At 68.0% G+C, this 26340-nt stretch carries 27 protein-coding genes and 1 tRNA gene; 19 read left to right on the top strand and 9 right to left on the bottom strand.

Going from position 1 to position 26340, the window contains the following annotated elements; all coding sequences use genetic code 11:
* The first annotated feature begins 86 nt into the window (after positions 1–86).
* From CA234_RS09400 to CA234_RS09435, 8 genes are all read left to right on the top strand, one after another.
* Complete coding sequence (locus CA234_RS09400; RefSeq protein WP_241213410.1) at positions 87–2762, top strand: bifunctional [glutamine synthetase] adenylyltransferase/[glutamine synthetase]-adenylyl-L-tyrosine phosphorylase; 2676 nt, start codon at positions 87–89, stop codon at positions 2760–2762.
* A 13-nt stretch (positions 2763–2775) separates the two neighbouring features.
* Positions 2776–3246 (top strand): peroxiredoxin, encoded by a 471-nt coding sequence (locus CA234_RS09405; RefSeq protein ID WP_125977438.1) that lies wholly within the window; start codon positions 2776–2778, stop codon positions 3244–3246.
* Positions 3243–4046: a ferritin-like domain-containing protein gene (locus CA234_RS09410; protein WP_206431153.1), complete on the top strand. Its 804-nt coding sequence runs from the start codon at positions 3243–3245 to the stop codon at positions 4044–4046. Before CA234_RS09405 ends, CA234_RS09410 begins: the two co-directional genes overlap by 4 nt.
* Positions 4047–4169: 123 nt before the next feature.
* A complete protein-coding gene (locus CA234_RS09415; protein ID WP_126001518.1) occupies positions 4170–5345 on the top strand; it encodes a M23 family metallopeptidase in 1176 nt (391 codons plus the stop codon).
* A 40-nt stretch (positions 5346–5385) separates the two neighbouring features.
* Positions 5386–5730, top strand: coding sequence for an iron-sulfur cluster insertion protein ErpA (gene erpA / locus CA234_RS09420; protein WP_126001519.1), 345 nt, complete (start codon positions 5386–5388; stop codon positions 5728–5730).
* 10 nt (positions 5731–5740) lie between these two features.
* Positions 5741–6511, top strand: a complete 771-nt coding sequence (gene xth, locus CA234_RS09425) for an exodeoxyribonuclease III (protein ID WP_126001520.1) — start codon at positions 5741–5743, stop codon at positions 6509–6511.
* 222 nt (positions 6512–6733) lie between these two features.
* The gene (locus CA234_RS09430; RefSeq protein ID WP_125977442.1) at positions 6734–7012 is read left to right on the top strand and encodes a hypothetical protein; all 279 of its coding nucleotides are present in this window, start codon (positions 6734–6736) and stop codon (positions 7010–7012) included.
* 95 nt (positions 7013–7107) lie between these two features.
* On the top strand, positions 7108–7371 hold the full coding sequence (locus CA234_RS09435) for a hypothetical protein (protein WP_125977443.1): 264 nt from the start codon (positions 7108–7110) through the stop codon (positions 7369–7371).
* 48 nt (positions 7372–7419) lie between these two features.
* On the opposite strand, the gene CA234_RS09440 is transcribed toward CA234_RS09435, so the two are convergent.
* On the bottom strand, positions 7420–8577 hold the full coding sequence (locus CA234_RS09440; RefSeq protein ID WP_125977444.1) for an N-acetyltransferase: 1158 nt from the start codon (positions 8575–8577) through the stop codon (positions 7420–7422).
* A 152-nt stretch (positions 8578–8729) separates the two neighbouring features.
* On the opposite strand from CA234_RS09440, the gene CA234_RS09445 reads away from it, so the two are divergent.
* Both CA234_RS09445 and CA234_RS09450 read left to right on the top strand, forming a co-directional pair.
* On the top strand, positions 8730–9836 hold the full coding sequence (locus CA234_RS09445) for a fatty acid desaturase (RefSeq protein ID WP_125977445.1): 1107 nt from the start codon (positions 8730–8732) through the stop codon (positions 9834–9836).
* Between the two features lie 125 nt (positions 9837–9961).
* Entirely contained in the window at positions 9962–10747 is a 786-nt protein-coding gene (locus tag CA234_RS09450; protein ID WP_126001521.1) for a polysaccharide deacetylase family protein, read from the top strand.
* Between the two features lie 6 nt (positions 10748–10753).
* Here CA234_RS09450 and CA234_RS09455 read toward each other — a convergent pair whose 3' ends face one another.
* From CA234_RS09455 to lptF, 3 genes are read right to left on the bottom strand one after another with little or no spacing between them, the layout of a single operon-like run.
* Positions 10754–11848, bottom strand: a complete 1095-nt coding sequence (locus tag CA234_RS09455) for a hypothetical protein (RefSeq protein ID WP_126001522.1) — start codon at positions 11846–11848, stop codon at positions 10754–10756.
* Positions 11849–11886: 38 nt separating this feature from the next.
* The gene (gene lptG / locus CA234_RS09460; protein WP_125977448.1) at positions 11887–12984 is read right to left on the bottom strand and encodes an LPS export ABC transporter permease LptG; all 1098 of its coding nucleotides are present in this window, start codon (positions 12982–12984) and stop codon (positions 11887–11889) included.
* Positions 12981–14192, bottom strand: a complete 1212-nt coding sequence (lptF, locus tag CA234_RS09465; RefSeq protein ID WP_206431154.1) for an LPS export ABC transporter permease LptF — start codon at positions 14190–14192, stop codon at positions 12981–12983. The genes lptG and lptF overlap by 4 nt, the downstream gene beginning before the upstream one ends.
* Positions 14193–14383: 191 nt before the next feature.
* Here lptF and obgE point away from each other — a divergent pair, with 191 nt between their 5' ends.
* From obgE to CA234_RS09505, 8 genes are all read left to right on the top strand, one after another.
* Positions 14384–15439: a GTPase ObgE gene (gene obgE / locus CA234_RS09470; RefSeq protein WP_125977449.1), complete on the top strand. Its 1056-nt coding sequence runs from the start codon at positions 14384–14386 to the stop codon at positions 15437–15439.
* A gap of 50 nt (positions 15440–15489) precedes the next feature.
* A complete protein-coding gene (locus CA234_RS09475; protein ID WP_125977450.1) occupies positions 15490–16230 on the top strand; it encodes a suppressor of fused domain protein in 741 nt (246 codons plus the stop codon).
* 42 nt (positions 16231–16272) lie between these two features.
* The gene (gene proB, locus CA234_RS09480; protein WP_125977451.1) at positions 16273–17418 is read left to right on the top strand and encodes a glutamate 5-kinase; all 1146 of its coding nucleotides are present in this window, start codon (positions 16273–16275) and stop codon (positions 17416–17418) included.
* Positions 17415–18320 (top strand): NAD(P)H-binding protein, encoded by a 906-nt coding sequence (locus CA234_RS09485; protein ID WP_126001523.1) that lies wholly within the window; start codon positions 17415–17417, stop codon positions 18318–18320. Before proB ends, CA234_RS09485 begins: the two co-directional genes overlap by 4 nt.
* A 35-nt stretch (positions 18321–18355) precedes the next feature.
* Positions 18356–19906: a hypothetical protein gene (locus tag CA234_RS09490; RefSeq protein WP_126001524.1), complete on the top strand. Its 1551-nt coding sequence runs from the start codon at positions 18356–18358 to the stop codon at positions 19904–19906.
* A gap of 83 nt (positions 19907–19989) precedes the next feature.
* Entirely contained in the window at positions 19990–20232 is a 243-nt protein-coding gene (locus tag CA234_RS09495; protein WP_019368784.1) for an acyl carrier protein, read from the top strand.
* Between the two features lie 5 nt (positions 20233–20237).
* Entirely contained in the window at positions 20238–21440 is a 1203-nt protein-coding gene (locus CA234_RS09500) for an aminotransferase class I/II-fold pyridoxal phosphate-dependent enzyme (protein ID WP_126001525.1), read from the top strand.
* Between the two features lie 44 nt (positions 21441–21484).
* Entirely contained in the window at positions 21485–23449 is a 1965-nt protein-coding gene (locus tag CA234_RS09505; protein WP_125977455.1) for an ATP-binding protein, read from the top strand.
* A 16-nt stretch (positions 23450–23465) separates the two neighbouring features.
* Here CA234_RS09505 and CA234_RS09510 read toward each other — a convergent pair whose 3' ends face one another.
* The 5 genes from CA234_RS09510 to hspQ all read right to left on the bottom strand — a co-directional run bounded on the left by CA234_RS09510 (position 23466) and on the right by hspQ (position 26004).
* Positions 23466–24062, bottom strand: a complete 597-nt coding sequence (locus CA234_RS09510) for a TetR family transcriptional regulator (RefSeq protein ID WP_125977456.1) — start codon at positions 24060–24062, stop codon at positions 23466–23468.
* 101 nt (positions 24063–24163) lie between these two features.
* Entirely contained in the window at positions 24164–24688 is a 525-nt protein-coding gene (locus tag CA234_RS09515) for a GNAT family N-acetyltransferase (protein ID WP_241213411.1), read from the bottom strand.
* Positions 24689–24881: 193 nt separating this feature from the next.
* The gene (gene rpmA / locus CA234_RS09520) at positions 24882–25151 is read right to left on the bottom strand and encodes a 50S ribosomal protein L27 (protein WP_064313800.1); all 270 of its coding nucleotides are present in this window, start codon (positions 25149–25151) and stop codon (positions 24882–24884) included.
* Between the two features lie 30 nt (positions 25152–25181).
* The gene (rplU, locus tag CA234_RS09525; RefSeq protein ID WP_084580603.1) at positions 25182–25487 is read right to left on the bottom strand and encodes a 50S ribosomal protein L21; all 306 of its coding nucleotides are present in this window, start codon (positions 25485–25487) and stop codon (positions 25182–25184) included.
* Between the two features lie 136 nt (positions 25488–25623).
* Entirely contained in the window at positions 25624–26004 is a 381-nt protein-coding gene (hspQ, locus tag CA234_RS09530) for a heat shock protein HspQ (protein WP_125977458.1), read from the bottom strand.
* A gap of 214 nt (positions 26005–26218) precedes the next feature.
* Between hspQ and CA234_RS09535 the strand changes: the two genes are divergently transcribed.
* Positions 26219–26308: transfer RNA gene (locus CA234_RS09535), tRNA-Ser, on the top strand.
* The last annotated feature ends 32 nt before the right edge of the window (positions 26309–26340 follow it).

The following is a 26340-nucleotide window of genomic DNA, read 5'->3' on the forward strand; positions in this document are numbered from 1 at the left end:
CCCAAACGGCCATGGGTCGGTTTCGTTGCCTGCGATAGTTGCAATCCATCGCAGATTTTCGGTTTTTGGGCGATAAGGTGTTTCCGGTGGGCGAACCTGGCTTTTCCGACGCGCTGGCGCGGATTTCCGAGCATTCTCCGTTTCTTGGGCTCGTCTTGGGGCGCGAGGGCGACATCGCGGCCGACCCCGCGGCGGCGATTGCCGATCCGATCACTGTCTCGGCCGCCCCGACCCGGGACATGGTCGAGCCGCGGGCGCTGCGCATCCAGCGGCGGCGGCTGGCGCTGATCGCGGCGATCGGCGACCTGTCCGGCGCCTATGATTTCGGCCGCACCACAAGGTTGCTCAGCGACTTTGCCGATGAGGCGCTCGACCGCGCGATCCGCGCCGCGATCCGCGGGCGCACCCCCGATGCCGAACCGCACGGTTTTGCGGCGATCGCACTCGGCAAGCAGGGCAGCCGCGAGCTCAATTACTCGTCGGACATCGACCCCATCCTGATCTTCGACCCCGCGACGCTGCCGTGCAAACCCCGCGAGGCGCCCGAGGAAGCGGCGGTGCGGATCGCGCGACGGGTGCTGGAGGTCCTCCAGGCGCGCGACGGCGACGGCTATGTGCTGCGCGTCGACCTGCGGCTGCGCCCTTCGCCCGAGGTGACGCCGATCGCGCTGCCGGTCGAGGCCGCGATCAGCTATTATGAAAGCCAGGCGCTGCCCTGGGAGCGCGCCGCCTTCATCCGCGCCCGCGTTGCCGGCGGCGACGGCGCGCTGGGCGAGAGCTTCCTCGACGCGATCCGCCCCTTCGTGTGGCGGCGCGCGCTCGACTATGGCACGATCCGCGAGATCCAGGAAATCTCGCGCCGCATCCGCGATCACTACCAGCAGGGCCAGCGCTTCGGCCCAGGCTACGACCTCAAGCGGGGCAGGGGCGGCATCCGCGAAGTGGAGTTCTTCGCGCAGATCCACCAGCTGATCCATGGCGGCCGCGATCCGGCGCTGCGGGTGCCCGCCACCCGCGATGCGCTCGCGGCGCTGGCGGCGGCCGGGCGGATCGATGCGGGCGAGGCGGCGGCGCTCGACGAGGCCTATGTGCTGCTCCGCACGATCGAGCATCGCCTGCAGATGATCGACGATCGCCAGACGCACACGCTGCCGAGCGACCCCGCCGCGCTTGACCATGTGGCGCGGCTGCATGGGCTGGAGGAAGGCGCTGCGCTGATCGCGCTGCTCCAGCCGCATGTCGAGCGGGTCGGCCGCATCTATGATGCGCTGGCCGAGGCGGGCGGCAGCGGGCTGCCGAGCGATCCCGACACGCTGGGCGCGCGGCTGGCAGAGGCGGGGTTTCCCGACGCCGAAATCGCCCGCCGCGTGGTGGAGGGCTGGCGCGGCGCTACCTACCCGGCGCTGCGCAGTCCGGCGGCGCAGAGCGCGCTCGAGGCGGTGCTGCCCACGCTGATGAGCGGCTTCGGCGGTGCGCCCGATCCGCAACATGCGATCACCCGCTTCGATGCGATGCTCAAGCGGCTGCCGAGCGCGGTCAACATCTTCCGCCTGCTCGAGGCACAGCCGGCGCTCACCCGGCTGCTGAGCGCGATTCTCAGCCATGCGCCGACATTGGCCGAACAGCTCGGTCGCCGCGCGGAGCTGCTCGACGGGCTGATCGATGCGAGCGCCTTCGCGCCGGTGGGTGACGTGCCCGAACTGATGGCGGCGATGGCCGCCGAGGAGCGCGGCGCGGACTATCAATGGCGGCTCGAGCATGTCCGCCGCATCGTCAACGAGAAGCGCTTCGCCCTCGGCGCGCAGATCGTCGCAGGGGCGAGCGACCCGCTCGACGTGTCCGCCGGCTATGCGCGGGTTGCCGAAGCCGCGATCGAGGTGCTGACGGCGGCCACGGTGGAGGAGTTCGCCAGTCAGCACGGCCATGTGCCCGGCAGCGAGCTGGTGATCCTCGCGCTCGGGCGGATGGGCGGCGGGGCGCTGACCCATGCCTCGGACCTCGACCTGATCTACCTGTTCACTGGCGACTATGCGGCGGAATCGGACGGGCGGCGGCCGCTCGGCGCGGTGACCTATTACAACCGGCTGGCCCAGCGGGTGACGGCGGCGCTTTCGGTACCCACCGCCGCCGGGCCGCTCTACGAAGTGGATACCCGGCTGCGCCCTTCGGGCACCCAGGGACCCTTGTCGGTCTCGCTGGAAGGCTTTGCGACCTATCAGGAAAAAGACGCCTGGACCTGGGAGCATATGGCGCTGACCCGCGCCCGGCCGGTGTTCGGCTCGGCGGAAGCCCGCGCGCAGGTGCAGGCGATCATTATCCATGTGCTCCACGGCGCCCGGCCCGAGCGCGACATCCTCGCCGATGCCGCCAAGATGCGCGCCGACATGGCCGCGCACAAGCCGCCGGCGGGGCCGCTCGATGCCAAGCTGCTCGACGGCGGGCTAGTCGATCTGGAGTTCGCGGTGCACGTCCAGCAGCTGTGCCACCGTACCGGCTTCGATCCGCAGCTGGGCAAGGCGATCGACGCACTGGTGGGGCAGGGGATCGTGCCCCCGGCGCTGCGACCGGCGCACGACTTCCTCACCCGGCTGCTGGTGACGCTGCGGCTCGTCGCGCCCGATGCGCAGCCGCCGGGCGAGCGGACCCGCGCGCTGATCGCCCGCGCGCTCGGCCTGCCCGATTGGGAAGCGGTGGTTGCGACGCTGGGCGCAACGCGGCAGGAGGTGCGCGACTGCTGGGCCGCGATCCAGGCCGGCAACTGACGGAGACCAGACGATGAGCATCGAGCAGGGCGACGCGCTCCCCAAGCACGCGCTGGTGGCGGCGGACGGCAGCGCGATCGCGCTTCCCGAATGGGGCGCAGGCGCGCCGTTCGTCCTCTATTTCTATCCCAAGGACGATACCTCGGGCTGCACCCGCGAGGCGCAGGACTTCACCGCGCTGATGCCGGAATTCGAGGGGCTCGGCGTAAAGCTGCTCGGCATCTCCAAGGACCCGCCCGCCAAGCACCAGAAGTTCACCGCCAAGTACGACCTCGCCGTCCCGCTTGCCACCGATGAGGACGGCGCGCTGATGGAAGCGCTGGGCGTGTGGGTGGAGAAGTCGATGTACGGCAAGAAGTATATGGGCATCGAGCGCTCGACCTTCCTGTTCGACGCCGCGGGCACGCTGGTCCGCGCCTGGCGCAAGGTGAAGGTGCCCGGCCATGCCGCCGAGGTGCTGGACGCGGCAAAGGGGCTGGGGTGACCGAAGGACGCAGCGTGGGCGCGGCGGTGCGGGCGGTGCTCGACGCCGCCGATCCGACCGCCAAGGTGATGCGGGCCCGCGCCGCCGCGCGCGACTGGCGGCTCGGGCGGCTCGACTTCCGCTTCGACGTCGCCATGCCCGATCGCCCCGCGCGCCCCGATGCGCCCGAGCTGCTGCCGCCCAACCGCATGCCCAAGCGCGGACGCGGTGGCTCCGAGCGCGGCCGGATCGCGCTGATCCATGCGCTGGCGCATATCGAGTTCGTCGCGATCGACTTGGCGTTCGACCTGATCGGCCGCTTCGGCGCGCAATTCCCGACCGGCTTTACCGACGACTGGATGCGCGTCGGCGCCGACGAGGCGATGCATTTCGCGCTGCTCGACCGGCGGCTGCGCAGCCTTGGCAGCCACTATGGCGCACTGCCTGCGCATGACGGGCTGTGGGACGCGGCGACCGAGACCGCGCATGACGTCAAGGCCCGGCTTGCCGTGGTGCCGATGGTGCTCGAGGCACGCGGGCTGGACGTGACGCCCGCCACGATCGAGCGGTTCGACGCGGCCGGCGACGCGGTCACCGCCAGGATTCTGACGCGCATCGTCACCGATGAGGTACGGCACGTAAGGGCTGGTACGGAGTGGTTTGAGTCGGCCTGCAAGGCCGACGATTGCGCACCCGAAACGACCTGGCAGGCGCTGGTCCGAACCCATTTTCGGGGAGCCGTTAAGCCGCCGTTCAACGACTCGGCGCGCGAAGCAGCCGGTCTGACGCGCGATTACTACCAAGCGCTTGCCGCGGGCTGATTATCCTCCAAAAGAGTCCCCAAGCGGGACGGCGAGGTCAGGGGCTGCCCAATCCGTCCGCATCATCCTGAAGTAGAAGGTCGGGTCGCACCGGCTTTGCTTCCATGAATGCGCCGGGGACTCATGGCTGTACCGTCTGAACGCAAGAACGACGAATTCGCACGCAAGTTCCGGGACTTCTTCACCACCCGCGATGTTATTCTCCACGAGGGCGGCAAGCTGCGCCGCTTCAGCGTGGGCGGCCGTTCGCAGGCGCTGTTCGCCTCCGCCGCGACGTTGACCGTGCTCTTCTCCGGCTATGGCATGTCGCAGGCGATGGCCGGCGCGATCGCCTATACCGCGCCGGCGGCGGGGTCGCCCGAGGCGCAGGTCGCCGCGATGCGCGCCGAGGTTGCCCATATGCGCGCCGAAGTCGCCGCCGCCAAGGAAGCCGCCAAGCTCCAGGCCGCCAAGATCGAGCAGCGCCAGGCGGTGCTCAACGCCGTCGTGTCGGGCAAGGCCGATCGCTCGGTGCTCGAAGCCGATCTCAAGGCCGTCCCGCAGCAGACCAGCGCGCTGACCGACGAAATCGTCGCGCCGCTGCGCAAGGTGGAGGCGCGCCAGGTCGCGCTCGCCGTGCAGGCGCAGAAGGTCGGCGAGGCGCGGGTGCGCCAGGCTGCGGCGCACATCCAGCATCTCGGCCTCGCGCCAAATCGCTTCGTCAAGGTCAACGTCGCCATGGGCGGCCCGTACGAGCCGGCGAGCGACGAAGATGCCGCGGCTGCGACCACCGCCGATGCGGATGCGCAGTTCCGCACCCTGTTCGAAACGTGGAAGAAGCTCGACTCGATCGAATCGAGCACGATTTCGATCCCGTCGATGCAGCCGGTGCAGCATGTCAGCTTCACGTCGCATTTCGGCGTCCGCTCGGACCCGTTCCGCGGCACCGCGGCGATGCACGCCGGCGTCGACATTCCCGGCCAGATGGGCACGCCGATCTACGCGACCGCGGACGGTATCGTCTCGCACGCCGGGCGCCTGGGCGGCTATGGCAATCTGGTCGAGATCAACCATGGTCGCGGCATGGAAACGCGCTACGGCCACCTCTCGAAGATCCTGGTGGCGGACAATACCCGTGTCCGCCGCGGCCAGATCATCGGCTTGATGGGCTCGACCGGCCGCTCGACCGGCACGCACCTCCATTACGAGGTCCGTCTCGACGGTCGCGCGATCAATCCGATCCCGTTCATCCAGTCGGGCGATTATGTCGCGCAGGCGCCGGCTTCGGGCGGCGTCGGCGGTCCGCGCGGCCAGCGCTGAGCGCATTGCCGGACGGGCATGGGCGCATTATCTGACGCCCATGACGACAACCATCGACCAGCCCACCATCGCGCTGACGCCTGCCGCCGCGGCGCGCGTCGCCGCGATTGCCGCCAAGCAGGCCAAGCCCGCCATCCTGCGGCTTTCGGTGGAAGGCGGCGGCTGTTCGGGCTTCCAATATCGCTTCGGCCTGGCCGAGGGCGTGGAGGCCGATGACAGCGTCGCCGAAGTCGACGGCGTGCGGCTGGTGGTCGACTCGGTGAGCCTCGACCTGGTGCGCGGCGCGCAGGTGGATTTCATCGACAATCTCGGCGGCGCCCACTTCGCGGTGACCAACCCCAATGCGGCATCCGGTTGCGGCTGCGGCACCAGCTTCTCGATCTGAGCGCAACCCTTTGAAAATCGTCAGCTACAACGTCAACGGCATCAAGGCGCGGATCGACCGCCTGGTCGAGTATCTCACCGAGCAGCAGCCGGACATCGTCTGCCTGCAGGAACTCAAGAGCTCCGACGACACGCTGCCGGTCGCCGCGATCGAAGCGGCGGGCTATGGCGCGGTGTGGCACGGACAGAAGGGCTTCAACGGCGTCGCCATCCTCGCCAGGGGCCAGCAGCCGGTCGAGCGCCAGCGCGGACTGGCGGGCGATCCCGAGGACGCGCACAGCCGCTATATCGAGGTGGAGGTCGGCGATCTGATCGTCGGCGGGCTCTATTTGCCCAACGGCAATCCCCAGCCGGGCCCCAAGTTCGACTACAAGCTGCGCTGGATGGACCGGCTGTACGACCGCGCGGCGCAACTGCTCGCCGAGGAGCGGCCGGCGGTCCTTGCGGGCGATTTCAACGTCATCCCCAATGACGACGATACCTTCTCGGTCCGCGCCATGGCCGAGGACGCGCTGATGCAGCCCGAATCGCGCGAGCGCTACCGCATGCTGCTCGCGCAGGGCTGGACCGACGCGCTGCGCACCCGCTTCCCCAAGGGCGGCGTGTGGACCTTCTGGGACTATCAGGCGGGCGCCTGGCAGCGCGACGCGGGCTTCCGCATCGACCATCTGCTGCTCAGCCCGCAGGCGGCCGACCGCTTCACCGGCGCCGGTGTCGACAAGGACTATCGCGGCCGCGAAAAGGCCAGCGACCACGCACCGACCTGGGTGACGCTGCGCTAGGCGCGGCGTAGCTGGCATTCTTTTTTCGGAAGTGGCGAGGGTGTTGGCGTATGGCGCCAACCCTTGGTCATCTGTGCCGTATTATGGCACCATGACACTTCGGTGAATTCTGCTAAGTAATTGAAAACAAACTCTGGTGGAAACTGGCACGGGTCCTGCAGAACATCGAGGTACCGGCGAAAGCGAAGGAGCGTCGGCCCTTAAAGCAGACAGGAACCTGACATGAGCCCAATTCGCACACCCAAAATCCTCGGCCTGATACCGGCCGCCGTGCTGCTCGCCACCACCCTGACCGCGGCTGCATCGGCCCAGGCTGCATCGGAGCCCGAGCAGACCAAGGCGGCCGCGAAGAAGGACCTTCGCACGCTGGACCCGATCGCCCGACGCCTCGTCTGGTGCGTCGAGCGCAAGGCGGCCGACGGCTCGGAGAAGAAGATCAAGCAGTGCAAGACCCGCGAGGCCTGGATCCGCGAAGGCAACGATCCCTTCCGCGAATACTGATCGCCCGTACCCACCTCTGACATTTCACGAAGCCTACCAACCCCCGCATCGCGTGCGGCGGAACGATCCCGCACGCCTTTTTCAGGAGAAGAGACATGACCAAGTTCGTTCGTACCGCTCGCATCGGCGCCACCCTGTTCGGCGCGTGCGCCCTGGTGGCCGTCGCCGCAGTTCCCGCCAGCGCCGCATCGGAGAAGTCAAAGCGCGCCGAAAGCGCCCTGACGGCCGAGGCCGGTTCGGTTCGGGTGTGCGTGAAGTTCGAGGCGCCGACCGGTACCCGCATTGCACCGCCGCGCCAGTGCAAGACCCGCGATCAGTGGATCAAGGATACCGGCGTCGACCCGCTCGCGACGCGCTGAACCCTGGCCGGCAGCGGGTGGGAGTACCGCCCGCTGCCACCGCCAGGATCACAGCGCCTTCTGGTAAATCAGATACTCGCGGTTGATCTTGCTTTCGATCGCATCGGCGATCGCGATCATCCCCTGATTGTCGTCCAGGATCCAGCCGATCTCGCCCCGGCTCGCGCCGTAATGGGTCACCGACGCGCGGCGGATATATTCGATCATCATGAAGGCCAGCTGGCTCGCCATGCGCGAGCTCTGCAGCCGCTTCACCACCCCCATCAGCGGCACGCGCATCGTCCGCGCCTTCGGGCGACGCAGCCACAGCAGCAGCTTGGCCCAGCCGAAGGGCAGCAGCGAACCCTTGAGCGGCTGCAGCGGCTCGTTGAGGTCGGGCAGGGTGACCATGAACGCGACGGGTTCGCCGTCATATTCGGCGATGCGGATCAGGTCGTTGAACACCAAAGGCTTCAGCTTCTTGCCGACATCGTCCACCTCGGGCTGGGTGAGCGGCACGAAGCCCCAATTGTCCCCCCATGCATCGTTGAGGATGGCGAGGATGATCGCGGCTTCCTCGGCGAACTTGGCCTTGTTGACCTCGCGAATGCGGATGCGGGTGTTCTTCTCGCCGGCGGCGACGATGCGCTGCACGATCGGCGGGAATTCCTTGCTGATGTCCAGCTCATAGGTGACCAGCTTCTTGGCCGGGCCATAGCCCTGCGCCTCGATCCAGCCCTGGTAGCGCGCCGGATGGTGGCCCATCAGCACCGTTGGCGGATGGTCATGGCCCTTCACCAGCAGGCCTGGTTCTTCCCAGATCGACAGGCTCACCGGGCCCAGCGTCCTGGTCATGCCCTTGCCACGAAGCCAGTCCTCGGCCTGCGCGATCACCGCAGCGGCGACCTCAGCATCCTCCGCCTCGAACAGCCCCCAGAAGCCGGTCCCGGGGCCGAAGCCCTGCTCCGGCGGCATCTGCAGTGCCAGCGTGTCGATATGCGCCGAGATGCGGCCGACCACCTTGCCCCCGCGCTCGGCGAGGAACAGCTGCCCCTCGGCATGGCTGAACCAGCCATTTTTCTTCGGGCTGATTGTGGCGGCCACTTCCTCGCGCAGCGGCGCGACCCAGTTGGGATCGTCGCCGTTCAGGCGGTAGGCGAGTTCGATGAACGCCTTGGTATCGGCCTTGCCCGATACGGGCCGGACCTTGAGATCGGCACTAGCCACGTGGAGTATCCCCAGAAAAACTTGATACGGCGCAATGCAGTCTTGCGTCCGAGAGCGCCTGTCAAGCGCAGGCATGCAGTGCAGCGAAACGGCCCCATGGGCGCCCTGTAATGCCACCTTGTAGCCACTATCTAAGGCCAATGGCACTACCCATGACCCAATCGCTAGCCTTCGATCATCCGGACGCCCCGGACGCCGAAATCTCGGCGACGATCGCGCGCATCCGCCTTTCGGGCGTTCCCGACGACCGTGCGATGCTGCGTGCCGCCGCGGAGCTGACCCGCGATCTCCATACGCCCAACAAGGCGATGTACTGGACCGACTGCTTCCTTTCGGCGGCGATCGGCTATGCCGGCATGGCGACCGCGATGTTCGCGGCCTCGCCCTGGGTGGCGGTGATCGGCGGCATCGTCGCGGTGCTCGCGCTGTACCGCGCCGAGCTGTTCATCCACGAGATCACCCATCTCAAGCACTCGCTGCTGCCGGGCTTCCGCACCGCGTGGAACGCGTTCGTCGGCGTGCCGCTGCTGCTGCCCTCGTTCATGTACGAGGGCATCCACACGATCCACCATGCGCGCACCCGCTACGGCACCGATCAGGATCCCGAATATCTGCCGCTCGCGCTGATGAAGCCGTGGACGCTGCCGCTGTTCCTGCTGGTCTCGGTGCTGATGCCGATCGGGCTGCTGCTCCGCTTCGCGGTGCTGTCGCCGCTGTCGCTCTTCTCGCCGAAGCTGCGCCGCCTCGTCGTGGCGCGCTATTCGGGGCTGCAGATCAACCCCAAGTTCGAGCGCCGCGCGCCCGAAGGCGAGTTCCGCCGCCAGTGGTTCTGGCAGGAGCTGGGCGCGAGCCTGTTCGCGATCACGCTGATCGGCATTACCGTGGCCGGAATCCTGCCGCTGCGCGCCTTCTTCGCCTACATCGCGATCGTCGCCTGCTCTGCGGTGATCAACCAGGTCCGCACGCTGGTCGCGCATCTGTGGGAGAACGAAGGCGAGCCGCTGACCGTGACCGCGCAGTATCTCGACAGCGTCAACGTGCCCGAGCCGGGCTTGCTGCCCTATCTCTGGGCGCCGGTGGGCCTGCGCTACCACGCGCTGCACCATCTGCTGCCGGCGGTGCCGTACCATGCGCTGGGCACGGCGCACCGTCGCCTTGTCGCGGCGCTGTCGCCCGACTCGGTCTATCACCAGGCCAATTACCCGACGCTCTCGGGGCTGGTGGTGAAGCTGGCACAGGGCACGATGCGCCAGCGCTGATCGGCGTGAGCGACAGGCAAGGGGCCGGGCACCAGGCGGTGCGCCGGCCCCTTTCTTTTTGGGCGCACGCCCTTGCGCACCTTCGGGCCGCAGCTAGGCTGGCGGCAGGATCGGAGGAGAGGGTGATGCGACGGCTTTTCGCAGCGGCGGTGCTTTGTGCGTGGATGGCGGTGCCGGCAGCGGCGCAGACTCGCTGGCCGAACGGCGCCAAGGCGGCGGTGGTGCTCACCTATGACGACGCCCTGGAGTCGCAGCTCGATCACGCGATCCCGGCACTCGACACCGCCGGGCTGAAGGGCACCTTCTTCCTGGCCAATGTGAAGGAAGCCGATGTCGAGCGCTGGCGCGCGGCGGCGAAGGGCGGGCACGAGCTCGCCAACCACACGATCTTCCACCCCTGCACGCACGACGTCTATCCCGCCGATCCGCGCTATGTGAGCGAGGCCTATACGTCGGCCAGCATGCTCCGCGAGATCGCCCAGCAGAACGTGCTGCTCCGTGCGCTGGACGGCAAGGATCGCCACGGCTTCGCCACGCCCTGCGGGCAGAACCTGGCGGGCGGCAAGGACTATCTGGAGGACCTGCGCAAGGCGGGCTCCGTCACCTATGTGCGCGGCGTGGTCGACACGCCGGCGAATGCCCGCGCGGATGTCGCCAAGGCCGATCCCATGCACGTCCCCGCACGCGGTTTTGGCGAAGGCGCGACGGCGGAGGAGATGATCGCCTATGCCCGCGAGGCCGAGCAGGGCGGCGGCTGGGCCGTGTTCCTGTTCCACGGCGTCGGTGGCGACTATCAGGCCGTGCCCGATGCCGAGCACCGCGCCTTGCTCGCCTGGCTGGTGCAGCACCGTAGCGAGGTGTGGGTGACGACGCTGCAGGGCGCGCTCGACTGGGCCAAGGCGCACCCCTGAGGTGCGTTAGGGCCGCTCGCCCGGCTTCAGTCCCAGCGCGGACCAGGGGAGGATCGCCCAGTCCGGCGCGTCGCAGGCGCGCTGCACACGGGCGAAATAGGCGCCGAGCCACAGGCCTTTCTCGGAAAGCGCCCAACCGGGAAAGTCCCACACCTCCGGGTCCGAATAGTCGCAACCGTCCTCGTCGCCCTCGGCCGGTTTGGTCATCTCGTCGGGATGGTAGCGCTTGAGCAGCGCCACCACGCCCGGCGCGAAGCGCTTGCTGCGATAGCTGTACCAGCCGTCGCTCTCCTCCGCCGGAACCGGTGCCGGTCCAAAATGGAGCAGATCGTCGAGCTTGAGTTCGCGGCCGGTGCGCATGTCGAAGCTGTGGCCGGCGGTGGCGAAGTCCGGATGCGCGGTGCCGGCGCAGCTCCAGCTCGCATTCCACACATAGCTCATGTGATTCGCGCCCAGCCAGGGCCGCTTTGCCTCGGCCACGTCGGTGCCGGGGCCGCCCTCATAGCCGGTGCAGGCGAACCAGGCGGAGACGTCCTGCCACTGGTTGCGGGCGAGCGCGTGGTTGACCGCCGCCAGCGCCGGCGCCGCATAGCCGCTCTCGATGCGGAACAGGCGGATGCCGGAAAGGGGCTCGCGGTACCAGCGGATCGTCTTGCCGTTGACCGTCTCCGCCTGCTGCGCGGTCAGGCTGAGCCCGGTGAGATGCCAGCGTTCATAGCCGCTCAGCTTGGGCGGGAGGTCGGTCGGAAGCCCCTCCGGCGCGCCCGCCGGGCGCAGGCGGACCGGCAGGCGCTTCGCCTTGGCGGTGGTCAGCGTACCGGCGAGCGTCGCGCCGCTGCGGGTCAGGTGCAGCTTGTCGCCGGTCACCCGCGATTCGAGGTCGAGCGTCTGGCCGCGGACGCTGCCCGATAGGTCGATGTCGAGCCGCGAGCTGAAGTAGAAATATTGGCCGAAGACCTCGCCCTTGTCCTCGCTGAGCGTCATCACGATCCGCGCCGTGCCGACGGTGCCCTGGTAGAGCTGCTCCGGCCCAGCCCGTGCCACGGCAGGGGCAAGCGCCAGCATGGTGGCGGCGAAGAAGCGGGCAGTGGGTCGGAACATTTCAAAAGGCCTCAAGCGGGTGTTGCCGCGTGAATAGCCTATTCCTCGGTCCGCAGCAGCACCGCTTCGCCGATCATCAGGAACAGCAGGAACGGCGCCCAGGCGGCGAGGAAGGGCGGGTAGGCACCCAGATTGCCCATCGCCAGCGCGAAATTGTCGGCGACGAAATAGAGGAAGCCGAGCGCCATGCCGATCACCACGCGGACGAACAGCTTGCCCGACCGCGCCAGGCCGAATGCGGAGACGGCGCCGAGCAGCGGCATCAGGAAGGCCGAGAGCGGGCCGGACAGCTTGTGCCACAGCGAGCCTTCGAGCGCCTTGGTCGGGCGGCCCGCTGCCTTCAGCTCGCCGATCGCCATGCGCAGCTCGCTGAACGAGCTCGAATTGGGATCGACATGGGCGAGGGTGAACTGATCCGGGCGCACGCCCTGGCCGATGATCGTATCGGGGACCGGGGTCAGCGTAGCGCTGGCCACGTCGAAGCGCTTGACGTTGTCGACGCGCCAGCCGTCGCCCGCACGCACGCCGTGCTTGGCGGTGAGGATCGAGGCAAGCGAGCCCTTGTCGCGCTGATAGACGGTGATGTCGTACAGCTGGGCGGCATCGCCCTTCCCCTTGATCTGCTGCACGTTGATCAGGTTGCCGCTTGCCTGCACCCACACGTTGGCGCGGTCGCCGCGGTCGATGGGGAGTGGCGCGAACTCCACCTTCTTCCACTGCTCCAGCGTCGAGGTCGCGCGGCTGACGATGCGGTCGTTGAACGCGAAGGACAGGCCGGCGACGATCAGGCCCGAGAGCATCAGCGGCGCCAGCACCTGGTGCGCCGACAGGCCGCCCGACTTGAGCGCGATGATCTCGCTGTTCTGGTTGAGCTGGGCGAGCGTGAAGATCGCCCCGCCGAGCACCGAATAGGGCAGGAAGGTGGAAATGATCTGCGGCACCCGCAGCGTGGCGTAGCGCAGGATCTCGGCGTTGCCGTTGCCCGGATAGGCCAGGATGCCGGCGCTTTCGGTCAGCAGGTCGAGCGAGGTCAGCACCAGCACCAGCGCGCCGAGCAGCGCGAAGGTGCGGAACACGAACAGCCGCGCCATGTACAGCGACACGGTGGGCGAGGGAAACAGGCCGCGCAGGCTCATCGCGCCGCCTCCGCCTTGCGACGCCGTCGCTTGGCCCCCGGCAGCAGCCGGCCGATCAGCTTGGCGGTCTTGGCGAAGACGCGTTCCAGCGCGCCGATCGGCTGCCCGCCGGGCACATAGGCGACGGTATAGTACATCCAGACGGTAAGCCCCGCGAAGATCGAGAACGGTACCCACAGCGCGATGATCGGATCGATCAGCCCCAGGCTGCCCACCCCCTGCGCGTACTCGTTCACCTTGTGATAGGTCACGATCATCAGGATAGACAGGAACACGCCGAGCATCGAGGTGGAGCGCTTGGGCGGGATCGCCAGCGCCACCGCCAGCATCGGCAGCAGGAACATCGTCGTCACTTCCGCCATGCGATAGTGGAAGGCCGAGCGGCTGGTCTCGCGGTCGATCTCGGGGGCCGAGCGGTTGCGGCCGATCACCGCAAGCTCGGGCAGGGTGCGCTCGATATTGCTGTCGCCGCGCTTGCGGAACTGCTCGTATTTGGGGAGCGGGATCGGCAGATTGTGGGTGGTGAAGGTCAGCACCCGCGGCACCGGCGAGCTCTTGTCGTAATGGACGAGCGTGCCGTTGGTCAGGCGGAAGATGATCGTGTCGGGATCGTCCGAGCGGAGGAACTGGCCCTTCTGCGCGGTCACGGCCAGCGGGGTGCCGTCCTTGTTGGTCATCTCGACGAAGATGCCGCGCAGGTCGCGCCCTTCGTCCTGGCTCGATTCGATCCGCAGCGTCATCTTCGAGCCGAAGCTGGTAAATTCGCCGACCTTGATCGAGGCGCCGAGCGCGCCCGAGCGCAGCTCGAAGCGGAGCTGCTCGTAATTGTAGCGCGAGGTGGGCTGGACGAAGCCGACGATCGCGAAGTTCACCGCCGCCAGCACGATGGCGTACATGTACGGCACGCGCAGCAGCCTTGTGTAGCTGACGCCCACCGCGCGCAGCACGTCGAGCTCGGACGAGGTGGCGAGCCGGCGAAAGGCGAGCAGCACGCCGAGCATCAGCCCGATGGGAATGCCGAGGCCGAGATATTCGGGCAGCAGGTTGGCGAGCATGCGCCAAACCACGCTCACCGGACCGCCCTCGGTCGCGACGAACTCGAACAGCCGAAGCATGCGATCGAGCACGAGCAGCATCGCGGAGATGATCAGGGTGGAGATCAGCGGCACCGCGATCAGCCGCGCCATGTAGCGATCGATCGAATTCATGCTGTTCGCTGAACGTCCTTCAGAGCTTGGATCCTTGCGCCCCTGTAACGGAAAACGGGCGGAAACGATCCGGTCGCGTATAGCCGTGCTGAACGCCGATGCCACCCGGAAAGTGTCATGTCGTTAGCCACATTGCCGGCAGGCGCGCTGCCGGGGGTGACGAAATTGCGCCGAACGTATATGGGCCCGCGATGCATTTCCTCGATCAAGCCAAGATTTTCGTCCGCTCGGGTGCCGGTGGGCCCGGTGCCGTGAGCTTCCGTCGCGAAAAGTTCATCGAATATGGTGGCCCCGACGGCGGCAACGGCGGCAAGGGCGGCGACATCATCTTCGAGGCGATCGCCGGCCTCAACACGCTGATCGACTTCCGCTACACCCAGCACTTCCGTGCCCCGCGCGGGAGCGGCGGCTCGGGCTCGAACCGCACCGGTGCAGGCGGCGAAGACCTGGTTATCAAGGTGCCGATCGGCACCCAGATCCTCGCCGACGACGACGAGCGCACGCTGCTGGCCGACCTCACCAAGGAAGGCCAGCGCATCGTCTTCCTGCGGGGCGGCGACGGCGGGCGCGGCAATGCAACCTACAAGACCTCGACGAACCGCGCGCCCCGCCAGCACGGCACCGGCTGGCCGAGCGAAGAGGCCTGGGTTTGGCTGCGGCTCAAGCTGCTCGCCGATGCGGGGCTGGTGGGCTTGCCCAATGCCGGCAAGTCGACCTTCATCAACGCGGTGACCAACGCGCAGGCCAAGGTGGGCGAATATGCCTTCACCACCACGCGGCCCCAGCTGGGCGTGGTGCGCCACAAGCAGCGCGAATTCGTGATCGCCGACATTCCCGGCCTGATCGAAGGCGCGGCGGACGGTGCCGGCATCGGCGACCGCTTCCTCGGCCATATCGAGCGCTGCCGCGTGCTGCTCCACCTGATCGACGCCAATGACGAGGACGTGGCGACCAGCTACCGGATCGTTCGCGACGAGCTGGAGGCGTATGGCGCAGGCTTGTCCGAAAAGCCTGTCGTGATCGCGCTCAACAAGATCGACACGCTCGACGACGAACTGATCGCCGCGCTCTCCGCCGAGCTGGAAGAGGCGAGCGGCGCGCAAGTCATTCCGCTGTCCGGCGCCGCCGGCACCGGGGTCGACTGGGTACTCGACCAGTTGCTCGAAGTGATCGGCCCGAACGAGAACCGGGCGGCCGACGAAAGCTTCGAAGATGGTGAAGAACCGGTTCAATGGTCGCCGGTCTGACGCATTTCTAGGGCAACGCTTCCGCCTGATTCCTTTTGGGAGAGATGCGGATGGGTGTGTTCGGCTGGTTGCGCGGGTTGTTTGGTGCGAAGCCGCAGGCGGTTAGCAGGCCCGAGCCACACCGAATCGCCAGCGTTGCCGAACGTTCGGCCGAAGCGCGGGGGCTGTTCTGGTCGGCACTGGGGCCGGCGAGCGACCGCATTCTCTCGTCCGCGCCCGCAGGCTCGCTCTGGCCGGGCGGGCACGAGGCATACCGGCTGATCCACCGCGGCAGCGCGATCCTGCTCGCAACCGATGGCCTCTCGGATCCGTTCGACGATAGCGCCACCGCGAACGGTTTCGAGATCGAGCTGTTCGTCGAGGGCCCGGGCGAGGGCGCGCCGGCGCAGGTGGCGGGCGATGGCTGGATGCTGGAGGTGCTGCGCCGGGTCGCCGCGATCGTCGCCGAGGAGCAGGGCATCCTCCGCCCGCTCGAACGCCATGGCCCGATCCCGCTCGAACTCACCAACGTTTCCAGCTCGGCGGCGATCGCCGCGCGGCTGCCGGCGCATTTCCTCACTGCCGACGACGTGCTGGGCGTGATGATCGGCGGCCCGGAGCCCGATTTCGACACGCAGATCGAGGACATGCCGCTGTCTCCCGTCCGCGCGGTGCCGGTGGTGCTGCTCACCGCCGCCGAGTTGGGCGAGATCCGCGCGGGCGACAGTGATACCCGCGACGCGGTGATCGCGCGCCTCAAGGCGACCGGCGTCGGCCATTGCAGCGACCTCCAGCGCGAATCGATCGTGTGACCCGCTTGGCAGATGCCGAACCGCACCGCTAAGAGCGCGGGCATGTCCGCGCTCGCACGCCCTGCCGACGCCATCGGCTTCAGCCCTTCGACCTGCGGCCGGCTGGTCGTGAAGGTGGGCTCCTCGCTGCTCGTCGATCGCGAGGGGCAGATCCGCCGCGACTGGCTGGCGGCACTCACCGCGGATCTCGGCGCGCGGGCCCGTGAGGGGCAGCAGCTCGTCATCGTCTCCTCGGGTGCGATCGCACTCGGCGCGCGCCGGCTCAAGCTGCCCAAGGGCGGCCGCGCGAGCCTGGAGGATGCGCAGGCGGCTGCGGCGACCGGCCAGATCGCGCTCTCCAGCATCTGGGCCGAGCTGCTCCACGACCAGGGCATCACCGCCGCGCAGATGCTGGTGACGCTCGACGATCTGGAAGACCGCCGCCGCTACCTCAACGTCTCGGCGACGCTCGACCGGCTGCTGCGCCTCGGCGTGGTGCCGGTGATCAACGAGAATGATTCGGTCGCGACCGAGGAAATCCGTTTCGGCGACAACGACCGGCTCGCTGCCCGCGTTGCGAGCGCCGCCAATGCCGAGGGCGTGGTGCTGCTGTCGGACGTCGACGGGCTCTATACCGCCAACCCCAATACCAACCCCGATGCGCAGCTGATCGCGCTGGTCGACGTGATCGACGAGCGGATCGAGGCGATGGCCGATCGCGGCTCGGCCTCGGGCATGGGATCGGGCGGCATGGTGTCGAAGATCGAGGCGGCGCGGATTGCCACGAGCGCCGGCGCGCACCTCGCCATCGCCGATGGGCGGGTGGAGCATCCGCTGGCGCGGCTCGCGACGTCGCGGCGCGGCACGCTGTTCCTCGGCCAGAAGGGCGCGGCGGCGCGCAAGGCGTGGCTGCGCGGCGGACTCACCGCCAAGGGTGCGATCCATATCGACGAGGGCGCGGCGCAGGCACTGAAGGAAGGCCGCAGCCTGCTCTCGGCCGGGGCGACCCGCGTCGAGGGCCGCTTCGCACGCGGCGATCTCGTTGTTGTGGTGGGGCCGGACGGCAAGCATCTCGCGCGCGGGCTCGCCGAATATGGCCATGTCGATGCCTCGCGCATCGTCGGGCGGCGCAGCGAGGAGCTGGTCGGGATCCTCGGCTATGCCCCCCGCGCCGCTTTGGTCCACCGCAGCCACATGGCACTGCTGTGAGCGTGTTCGCGGTCACCGGCGGCACCGGCTTCGTCGGATCGCGGCTGATCGAGCTTGCGCTGAAGGCGGGGCACCAGGTCCGCGCACTCACCCGCCGTGACCAGCCGGCACGCGACGGCGTCACCTGGGTCCGCGGCGATCTCGATGCGACCGCGGCGCTGACGGAACTCTGCACCGGGGCAGATGCGGTCATCCATGTCGCCGGCGTGGTCAACGCGCCCGACCGCGAGGGCTTCGCGCACGGCAACATCACCGGCACCGCCAACATGCTCGCCGCGACCAAGCAGGCAGGTGTGCGCCGCTACGTCCATGTCTCCTCGCTCGCCAGCCGCGAGCCGGGGCTTTCCGGCTATGGCTGGTCCAAGGGCGAGGCGGACAAGCTGGTCCGCGATTCCGGGCTCGACTGGACCATCGTCCGCCCGCCGGCGATCTATGGTCCGGGCGACCTGGAGATGCTGGAGCTGTTCCGCGTCGCCCGCTTCGGGCTGGCGCTGCTGCCGCCGGGCGGCCGGATCTCGGTGATCGAAGTCGGCGACCTCGGCCGGCTGCTGCTGGCGCTCGCCGCAGCCGATCGCTTCCCCGGCGAGGTCGACCCCGATGACGGCCGGGCAGGGGGGTGGACCCATCCCGAATTCGCCCATGCCATCGGCCGGGCGGTGGGACGGCGGGTGCTCGCGCTGTCGCTGCCCAAGGCGGTGCTGATGCTCGGCGCGCGCGTCGACCGGCTGCTGCGCGGCAAGCGCGCCAAGCTCACCCCCGATCGCGTGTCGTACTTCTGCCATCCCGACTGGGTGGCCGATCCCGCGCACCGTGCGCCAGCCAACCTCTGGACGCCGCAGGTGGAGACCGAGACGGGCCTTCAGGAGACCGCACGCTGGTACCGCACCAAGGGGCTGCTCTGAGCCCGGACGCCGCTTAACCATTCTATAAAGGGTGCATGTGGAACGCCCCGATCAAGCTCATCCTTTGGGACCTCGACGACACGCTGTGGCGGGGCACGCTCGCCGATGGCGACGCGGTCGCGCTGTTCGAGCAGCGCGCCGAGATGGTCCGCGCCTTCAACGCGCGCGGCGTGGTCTCCTCGATCTGCTCGAAGAACGACTTCGACGCGGCGAAGGCCCGCCTGGAGGCGTTCGGGCTCTGGGACGAATTCGTCTTCCCGCACATCGCCTTCACCCCCAAGGCCGAGGCGATCCGCGGCATCATCGCAGACATGCAGCTGCGCGCGGTCAACGTTCTCTTCATCGACGATAACCCGCACAATCTCGCCGAAGTGCGCCACGCCCTGCCCGAGATCCAGACGCTCGACGCCACCGCCGCCGATGCCGACGAGCAGCTCGCCGGCCTGCTCGCGATCCAGACCGGCACCCGCAGCCGTGTCGCCGAGTACCGGATCCTCGAAGCCAAGAAGCGCGACCGCGGCGCGGTGGAAGGCCAGTCCAACGAGGCGTTCCTGCGCGCCTCGGGCCTCTGCGCCTGCGCGCCGTTCATCATGGACAACCTCGAGTTCGTGCCGCGCATCGCCGAGCTGATCAACCGCGCCAACCAGCTCAACTACACCCAGTCGCGCGTCGACGCCGCCCAGCTCGAGCGCGACATCATCAACGTCACCCGCCACGACAGCTGGTCGATCTTCGCCTGGGACAAATATGGCCGCTACGGGCTGGTCGGCTTCGTCATGTACGACCGCGTCGAGCAAAAGCTGGTCCACTTCACCTTCTCGTGCCGCGCGATGCACATGGGGCTGGAGGCATATGCGCTGGGCAAGATCCGGGGGAACTGGCCCGATGCCGATTTCAGCGCGCTCGACGGCCGCTTCAGCCGGGTGTCTCCGGACTGGATCGAGGACCATGGCTTTGACGAGCCCGACGTTCGGGCCGCGATCCGCGCCGAGCGCAGTGGCCAGCTAGCGGGCGAGGCGGGAATCCGCATCATGTTCGACTGCCAGTCCGGCGGCATCGCGCATTACAGCCAATATCGTCCGGCGATCGACTTCGACAACAATCCCCGCCTTTTCGCGCTGCGGATGATGGACGACGACAGCTACAAGGCGCAGCACTTCCCGCCCTTCCTCGTCTATGGCGCGACCGTCGACTATCTCGACGTGCGCTGGCCGGGGAAATGGCACCTGCTGGAACGCGGCGTCTACCAGAAGTGTGTGCTGCGGCTGTGTATCCACCTGATCGAGAACGACCTTCGCATGCTGGTGGTGCTGCCGCCCGAGGACGCGCCGATCGAGAAGTATCGGCTGGGCCTCAACCATTCGCCCGAGCGCGCGCGAATCTTCAACGCGATCTGGCGGCAGATGGCGCGCGAGAATCCCGGCCGCATCTTCCTGCTGGAAGTGGCCGACCTGCTCGACAGCTATGAGGAGATGGCAGACGTCACCCATTTCCACCCCAGTCTGCTCCAGAAGATCGCCGCGCAGATGGACCTGTGGGTGTACGGCGTGCTCACCGCGGGCAGCGGGGATGCGGCGGCGGCCTGACCTTTCGGGCACTGCCCCGCCACGGGCCCGGTTTCGCCGCATTCGCTTGGCACCTGCGGCCGATCACACTAAGGACCGGCCGCATGACTGACCGTGCAGAAATCTTCGACATCGTCGCCGCGCAGATCGAACCCTTCAACAAGAAGGGAGTCGCGCTCACCGAAACTACCACCTTCGCGGGCGATCTCGAATGGGACAGCCTGACGGTGATGGATTTCGTCGCCGCGATCGAGGACGAGTTCGACATCGTCATCACCATGAACATGCAGGCCGAGATCGAGAATGTCGGCCAGCTGGTCGACGCCGTGCAGAAGCTCAAGGGCTGAACCGCATGACCGACCTGATGAGCAAGTTCGACGGCCTGATCGCCGAGCGGCAGGCGCTGCTCGACAGCGGCGTGATCGACCCGTTCGCGATCGTGATGGAGCAGGTGAAGTCGCCGACTGAAGCGGTGATCAAGGGCCGGGACACGATCCTGCTCGGCACCTACAACTATATGGGCATGACGTTCGATCCGGACGTGATCAAGGCCGGCAAGGACGCGCTCGACCAGTTCGGCTCGGGTACCAACGGCAGCCGCATGCTTAACGGCACCTTCCGCGACCATATGGACGTCGAGCAGGCGCTGCGCGACTTCTACGGCGTGTCGGGCGCGATCGTGTTCTCAACCGGCTACATGGCCAATCTGGGCATGATCTCGACGCTCGCCGGAAAGGGCGAGTACATCATCCTCGACGCCGACAGCCACGCCTCGATCTATGACGGCTGCAAGCAGGGCAATGCCGAGATCGTCCGCTTCCGCCACAATGACGTGACGGACCTGGACAAGCGCCTCGGCCGCCTGCCCGCCGAAGCCGGCAAGCTGGTGGTGCTGGAAGGCGTCTATTCGATGCTCGGCGACATCGCGCCGCTCAAGGAAATGGTCGCCGTCGCCAAGAAGCACGGCGCGATGGTGCTGGTCGACGAAGCGCATTCGATGGGCTTTTTCGGCCCCAACGGCCGCGGCGTGTACGAGGACCAGGGGCTGGAAGCGGACGTCGATTTCGTCGTCGGTACCTTCTCCAAGTCGGTTGGCACCGTCGGCGGCTTCTGCATCTCGAACCACCCCAAGTTCGAGGCGATCCGCCTGGCCTGCCGCCCGTACATCTTCACCGCCTCGCTGCCGCCCAGCGTAGTGGCGACCGCGGCGACCTCGATCCGCAAGCTGATGACCGCGCACGAGAAGCGCGCCCGGCTGTGGGAGAATGCCCGCACACTGCACGGCGGCCTGAAGGCGATGGGCTTCAAGCTCGGCACCGAGACGCCCGAAAGCGCCATCATCGCGGTGATCCTGGAGGACCAGGAGCAGGCGGTGGTGATGTGGCAGGCGCTCCTCGAAAACGGCCTGTACGTCAACATGGCGCGCCCGCCGGCGACCCCGGCCGGCACCTTCCTGCTGCGCTGCTCGCTCTGCGCCGAGCATCGCCCCGAGCAGATCGAGCGCGTGCTGGGCATGTTCCGCGCGGCCGGGGAGGCCGTGGGGGTCATCGTCTAACCGGCCTTTTCACTTTCGTCCCAAGCGCCTAGAGTCGGGGCCGGATGAGCGAAGCGATCCCGTCTCTGGAGCGTTCGGTTCACGCGAAGAACTGGCGCCTGGTGCTGCTGGCGGCGCTGGCAGTGGCCGGCGTGCTCGTGCTCGGCGCGCTGATCCTGATCCAGCAGCGCACCGATCTCGAGCGGGACCGGGCGATCGCGCTCCAGCAGCACAGCTTCGAAGTGATTCTGCGCGCCAACCAGCTCTCCGGCGGCATCGCCTCGGCGGAGGCGGCGCTGGGCCGCTATGTGGTGAGCGCCGATCGCAATCTCGGCCAGCAATATAGCGATCAATGGGGCAAGGCCGGCGAGCAGCTCCAGCGGCTGCGCCAGCTGACCGGCGACAACCCGACGCTGTTCGCCGAGGTCCGCCAGCTGCAGCGCGCCTTCGCCGAGCGTGGCAAGGAACTCGACGCGACTGCGCTCTACACCACCTACAAGCGCAACAGCGACGCGTTTGGCGCCTATTATCAGGTCCGCGAGAGCGCGGCGCGCAAGCAGGTCGAAGCGATCCTCGACGATATCGTCGAGCAGGAACGACGGCTGCTGCGCGACCGCACCCGCGCGGCGGCGCAGCTGATCGAGAACAGCAGCTATGCCTCGCGCGTGCTCAGCGGCTTCGGCCTGGTGATTGCCCTGGGCGCCGTCATCTTTGGGTGGCTCGCGATCGAGGCGCAGGGCGATCGTGCGCTCGCCGATGCCGACGCCGCCTGGGAGCGCGAGCGGACGGGGCAACTGCGCGAAGCCGTTGCCGCCGCCACCGCCCAGCTGCGCGAGGAAGCGCGCGAGCGCGAGGTCGCCGAGGCCAAGCTGCGCCAGGCGCAGAAGATGGACGCGGTGGGTCAGCTGACCGGTGGTATCGCGCATGACTTCAACAACATGCTGGCCGTCGTGCTGGGCGGGGTGGAATTGGCGCGCCGCCAGATCGAAAGCGATCCCCGCGAAGCCGCGCGCCATCTCGACAATGCGATGGAGGGCGCGCACCGCGCCGCCGCGCTCACCCGCCAGTTGCTCGCCTTTTCGCGCTCCGAATCGTTGGCGCCCGAGCCGGTCGATGCCGGCGCGCTGATTCGCGGGATGCGCGACCTGCTGGATCGTACGCTGGGCGACGCGATCCGGGTGGAGGCGCAGGACCGCGGCATGGGGTGGCGGATCTGGGTCGACCGCCACCAGCTCGAAAACGCGGTGCTCAACCTGGCGGTGAACGCGCGCGACGCGATGAACGGGCGCGGCACGCTGGTGATCACCACCGGCGAATCGCGGCTGGCGGCGAACGAGGTCGGGCATTGCGCGGCGGGCGACTATGTCTCGGTCGCCGTCCGCGACGATGGCTGCGGCATGACCCCCGAGGTGCTGGAGCGCGTGTTCGAGCCCTTCTTCACCACCAAGCCGGTGGGCAAGGGGACGGGGCTGGGGCTCAGCCAGATCTTCGGCTTCGTCCGCCAGTCGGGCGGCGGCATCGCGATCGAGACCGCGCCCGATGCCGGCACCACGGTCACCCTGTACCTGCCGCGCTACAAGGGCGCGCTGACCGGCACCGTCACGGCGCCCGTGGTCATCGAGTCGGCGGAGGAGAAGGTGGGCGAGAGCTACGACATTCTCGTCGTGGAGGACGATCCCCGCGTGCTGGCTGCCACGCTGGCGGCGCTGCGCGAGCTGGGCCACCGGGCGGTGGGCTGCGCCGATCCGCTCCACGCGCCGACGGCGATCGCGGCGATGGCCTCGCTCGATCTGGTGATGACCGACGTGCTGATGCCCGGCCAGACCGGCCCGGAAATGATTGCCGCGGTCGAGGCGACGTTGACCGGGGTCGCGGTGCTGTTCGTCACCGGCTTCACCGGCGAGGCGAGCGCCGAGCAGCTCCGCGACCGCCCGGTGCTCCGCAAGCCGTTCACCGTCGCGGCGCTCGCGCGCGCGGTGCGCGAGGCCGTGGCGGGCGAAGCCCAGCGAATGGGGCAGGCGGCGGAGTAGGGCGCCGCGTCGCGCGTTACGGCCCTTCGCTCGCTGCCTCGATCCGCTCACGCAGCATCGCCGCGGCCAGGTCGCGCGCCGTGTCGCGCGGGAGGCCCAGCGCGCGGGCCATGGGGGCGCCGAGTAGCGCGTCGCCCAGCGCCATCAGGGTCAGCTGCAGCGTTTCCTCGCGCAGCGGCGCGCGCGAATCGGTGCCTTCGCTGATCCGGTCGACCAGCCGGTGGATCGCCTCCAGGATCGGGTCGAGCGCATCCTGATTGCCGGTGAGCAGCATCCAGCTCGCCAGTGCGCCCGCGCCCTCGCGGCCGAACGCGTCGAAGGTGAGGGCCACCACCTCGCGCAGGTCGTGGTCGGTGGTCCGGGCGCGCAGCACCGCCTCGCCGATCTTGGCGGTGACGGTCTCGGCCATGCTCGCCGCCAGCGCCTTTTGCAGCCCCGCCGCCGAGCCGAAATGATGGAGCAGGTTGGCGTGCGTCCGACCGATCCGCGCGGCGACGGCCTTGAGCGTCACCGCCTGCGGGCCGTCCTCGATCAGCAGCGCGCGGGCGGCTTCGAGCGCGGCATCGCGCGATTCTCCGGGGGAGAGGCGCCGGCGCGCCGCCTTGGTCGTCAAGCTGCTGGCCTTGTGTCCATATATGGCCGGCTTAGTCGAGCTCGCGCGCGGTGGGAAGCGCCGCGCCCATCCTCCCCCCTTGGAGGAAGGACGGGAAGGCGTCACGCCGCGAGGCGGGGTTCCGGCCCCGATCGGCAGCCTTCGGCGTCGAGATCCAGCTCGAAGCCGACGCACGCCATCTCGCATCCGCGACCCTTGGACCAGAGCGGCTCGACGCGGCCGGTCGGCTGGAAGCCCAGCTTGCGCAACACGCGGCCCGAGGCGGGGTTGTCGACCGCGTGGCGCGAGGTCACCCGGCGGATGCCCGACGCGCGCGCCGCGGCGAGCACGCCGCGCGCCGCTTCGGTGGCATAGCCCTTGCCCCAGGCGGACGGCGTGTACCAATAGCCGAGCTCGTGCGCCTCGCCGCCGGCCGCATCGATGCCGACGCAGCCGATCAACGCCACGCTGCCGCCCTGGTGCTCGAACACCAGGAAGCGCGTGTCGGTCCAATGGGCGAGAAAGGTCTCGGCCGCTTCGATCGAATAGGGCCAGGGCACGCGCGACAGATTGCGCACGACGGCCTCATGGTCGATCGCCCGGGCTAGGGTGGGGGCGTCCTCGGGCCAGCCGGGACGTAACGTCAATCTCTGGGTCCGCACGAACATGACCACTCTCCTCGGTCCTGCGGCTTATGCGCATGCCGATATGGCATCGCTGTTTCGCCGCGGTGTCAGGGGAGCAATAAAAAAGGGAGACCGGGGCGACCCGTCTCCCTTTTCGCGTTGGTTCATCCGAACCCGGGTCGCCCTGGTGGGCAACCCGTACGGTCGCCCGATGTTACTCGGCCGCCTCGGCAATCATGTCTACGGAGCAGAACTTGCGACCAAGCTTGCCTTCCTTGAACGACACGCGGCCTTCGACGAGCGCGAAAAGGGTATGGTCCTTGCCCATGCCCACGTTCACACCCGGGTAGAATTTGGTGCCGCGCTGACGCACGAGGATGTTGCCGGCGAGAACCGTCTCGCCGCCGAACTTCTTCACGCCAAGACGGCGGCCAGCAGAGTCGCGACCGTTGCGGGACGAGCCGCCTGCCTTCTTATGTGCCATTGTCTATACTCCTCGTGTCTCGTCAGTCGCTTACTGGGCCGCGCCGATGGCAGTGATCTTGAGGATCGTGTGCTGCTGGCGATGGCCGTTCTTGCGGCGATAGTTGTGACGACGACGCTTCTTGAAGACGATGACCTTCTCGCCCTTCGCCTGCGCGACGATTTCGGCAGAAACGGTCAGGCCGTCGGTAGCCTTCAGCTCGCCGCCTTCGCCGGCCAGCAGGACGTCGCCCAGCGTCACCGACGAACCGGCTTCGCCGTCGAGCTTCTCGACGACGATCTTGTCTCCTGCGGCAACGCGATACTGCTTGCCGCCCGTGCGCACGATAGCGAACATCGGTCTCTTCTCTGGTTCAAATGCATGTGCCCGCCAAGGTTGCACCTCGGCAGGAGGAAGGGCGCAACTATGCGAGGGGGGCGGGAATGTCAACCGTTCCGCAAGACGAAACTGCGATTTTCCGAGTCACGCGCGCTTAATGGCGATGGTTCGGCTTCAGCTGGTAGCGACCTGCGTCGAAGCTGTCGAAAAGCCCGCTGATTCCGGGATGGTCAACCGGCTCGTCGCTGTCGTCCGCCACCAGGTTCTGCTGGCTGACATAGGCGATATAGGTCGAATCGGCATTCTCGGCGAGCAGATGGTAGAAGGGCTGGTCCTTGGCCGGCCGCATGTCGACGGGAATCGAATCATACCATTCGTCGCTGTTCGCGAAGACGGGGTCGACGTCGAAGATCACGCCGCGGAAATCGAGCAGGCGGTGGCGCACCACGTCGCCGATGGCGAAGCGCGCGCTGGCGATCGGCGGCATCGGCGTGCCCGAGTCGATGGAAAGAAGCGAACCATTGGTTTCTGACATTTCCCCAATCTAGGGTTGCGGAGGCGCAACGGCAACGGTGCGCGGCCTGCCGTTCCCGATCCGGGAAGGGGCAGGGTGGCGCATGCGCTTTCCGCGATCGCGAAAAAACTTGAAGAACCCTGCTTGCGGCCCCCAAAACTTTGCGCTAGTGGCCGCGCCTCACAGCGACCGGTACGCGGTGCGGGGCCTTCCCGAAGCGCGTATCCTCCCTAGCGGAGAGGTGCCGGAGTGGTCGATCGGGGCGGTCTCGAAAACCGTTGTGCGGGTAACCGTACCGAGGGTTCGAATCCCTCCCTCTCCGCCATAGGGCCATTCCAAACAGTTCAGAACGATACC

The organism is Sphingomonas sp. ABOLE, from assembly GCF_003950455.1.
GTDB lineage: Bacteria > Pseudomonadota > Alphaproteobacteria > Sphingomonadales > Sphingomonadaceae > Sphingomonas > Sphingomonas trueperi.

Excerpts from the sequence above, each read along its gene's own strand:
- CA234_RS09405 (WP_125977438.1), top strand. The coding sequence starts at position 2,776 with ATGAGCATCGAGCAGGGCGACGCGCTCCCCAAGCACGCGCTGGTGGCG.
- CA234_RS09415 (WP_126001518.1), top strand. The coding sequence starts at position 4,170 with ATGGCTGTACCGTCTGAACGCAAGAACGACGAATTCGCACGCAAGTTC.
- erpA (WP_126001519.1), top strand. The coding sequence starts at position 5,386 with ATGACGACAACCATCGACCAGCCCACCATCGCGCTGACGCCTGCCGCC.
- CA234_RS09430 (WP_125977442.1), top strand. The coding sequence starts at position 6,734 with ATGAGCCCAATTCGCACACCCAAAATCCTCGGCCTGATACCGGCCGCC.
- CA234_RS09435 (WP_125977443.1), top strand. The coding sequence starts at position 7,108 with ATGACCAAGTTCGTTCGTACCGCTCGCATCGGCGCCACCCTGTTCGGC.
- CA234_RS09445 (WP_125977445.1), top strand. The coding sequence starts at position 8,730 with ATGACCCAATCGCTAGCCTTCGATCATCCGGACGCCCCGGACGCCGAA.
- CA234_RS09450 (WP_126001521.1), top strand. The coding sequence starts at position 9,962 with ATGCGACGGCTTTTCGCAGCGGCGGTGCTTTGTGCGTGGATGGCGGTG.
- CA234_RS09455 (WP_126001522.1), bottom strand. The coding sequence starts at position 11,848 with ATGTTCCGACCCACTGCCCGCTTCTTCGCCGCCACCATGCTGGCGCTT.
- lptG (WP_125977448.1), bottom strand. The coding sequence starts at position 12,984 with ATGAGCCTGCGCGGCCTGTTTCCCTCGCCCACCGTGTCGCTGTACATG.
- lptF (WP_206431154.1), bottom strand. The coding sequence starts at position 14,192 with ATGAATTCGATCGATCGCTACATGGCGCGGCTGATCGCGGTGCCGCTG.
- obgE (WP_125977449.1), top strand. The coding sequence starts at position 14,384 with ATGCATTTCCTCGATCAAGCCAAGATTTTCGTCCGCTCGGGTGCCGGT.
- CA234_RS09475 (WP_125977450.1), top strand. The coding sequence starts at position 15,490 with ATGGGTGTGTTCGGCTGGTTGCGCGGGTTGTTTGGTGCGAAGCCGCAG.
- proB (WP_125977451.1), top strand. The coding sequence starts at position 16,273 with ATGTCCGCGCTCGCACGCCCTGCCGACGCCATCGGCTTCAGCCCTTCG.
- CA234_RS09490 (WP_126001524.1), top strand. The coding sequence starts at position 18,356 with ATGTGGAACGCCCCGATCAAGCTCATCCTTTGGGACCTCGACGACACG.
- CA234_RS09495 (WP_019368784.1), top strand. The coding sequence starts at position 19,990 with ATGACTGACCGTGCAGAAATCTTCGACATCGTCGCCGCGCAGATCGAA.
- CA234_RS09500 (WP_126001525.1), top strand. The coding sequence starts at position 20,238 with ATGACCGACCTGATGAGCAAGTTCGACGGCCTGATCGCCGAGCGGCAG.
- CA234_RS09505 (WP_125977455.1), top strand. The coding sequence starts at position 21,485 with ATGAGCGAAGCGATCCCGTCTCTGGAGCGTTCGGTTCACGCGAAGAAC.
- rpmA (WP_064313800.1), bottom strand. The coding sequence starts at position 25,151 with ATGGCACATAAGAAGGCAGGCGGCTCGTCCCGCAACGGTCGCGACTCT.
- rplU (WP_084580603.1), bottom strand. The coding sequence starts at position 25,487 with ATGTTCGCTATCGTGCGCACGGGCGGCAAGCAGTATCGCGTTGCCGCA.
- hspQ (WP_125977458.1), bottom strand. The coding sequence starts at position 26,004 with ATGTCAGAAACCAATGGTTCGCTTCTTTCCATCGACTCGGGCACGCCG.